General features: G+C 54.0%; 1 pseudogene. It reads left to right on the forward strand.

The features are described 5' to 3' along the window. Positions 1 to 892: pseudogene (locus BN93_RS15960) on the forward strand (TraG family conjugative transposon ATPase); the annotation flags it as partial.

The raw sequence follows: 892 nt of genomic DNA on the forward strand, positions 1-892 counted from the left end.
TCCACTGACCGCAGCGACTGCCGCCTTTCCTTTGCCGCTCCCATAGGGCTGTTGCTCTCGTGCAACCACATTTACAACCAGTATGTCTTGATTGATGATAGTGCCGAGAACCTGCAACGCTTCGAGAAGAGCGCACGGAATATGCACTCGCTCTCCCGTTACAGCCGGAGCAACCAAATCAACAAACAGTGGATTGACGAGTATCTGAACGAGGCGCACAGCTTCGGGCTTACCTCCGTCCGCTGTCATTGCAACGTCTTGGCGTGGAGCGATGATGAGGAGGAACTTCGCCGTATCCGTAACGATGTGGGCAGTCAGCTGGCTCTGATGGAGTGCAAGCCACGACACAACACGGTGGATGTGCCGACGCTGTTCTGGGCAGGCATTCCCGGCAATGAAGCCGACTTTTCCCGCAGAAGAGAGTTTTTACACGTTCATCGAACAGGCGGTCTGCCTCTTCAATGAAGAGACCAACTACCGTGATTCGCTATCTCCGTTCGGCATCAAGATGGCAGACCGCAGCGGCAAGCCCATTCATCTCGACATCTCCGACCTGCCGATGAAGAAAGGCATCACCACGAACCGAACAAATTCATCTTGGGTCCTTCGGGCAGTGGCAAGTCTTTCTTCACCAACCACCTCTTGAGGCAGTATTGGGAGCAGAACACCCATATCGTCTTGGTGGACACGGGAAACAGTTATCAGGGCTTGTGCGAGATGATACGCCACAAGACGCAGGGCGAGGATGGGGTGTACTTCACCTACTCGGATGAGAGCCCCATCAGCTTCAATCCCTTCTATACCACCGACAAGGTGTATGATGTGGAGAAAAGGGAGAGCATCAAGACACTGCTGCTGACCCTTTGGAAGAAGGATAACGAGCCAGCCACCC

Origin of the sequence: Prevotella conceptionensis 9403948 (assembly GCF_000312305.1) — a bacterium.
Lineage (GTDB): Bacteria > Bacteroidota > Bacteroidia > Bacteroidales > Bacteroidaceae > Prevotella > Prevotella conceptionensis.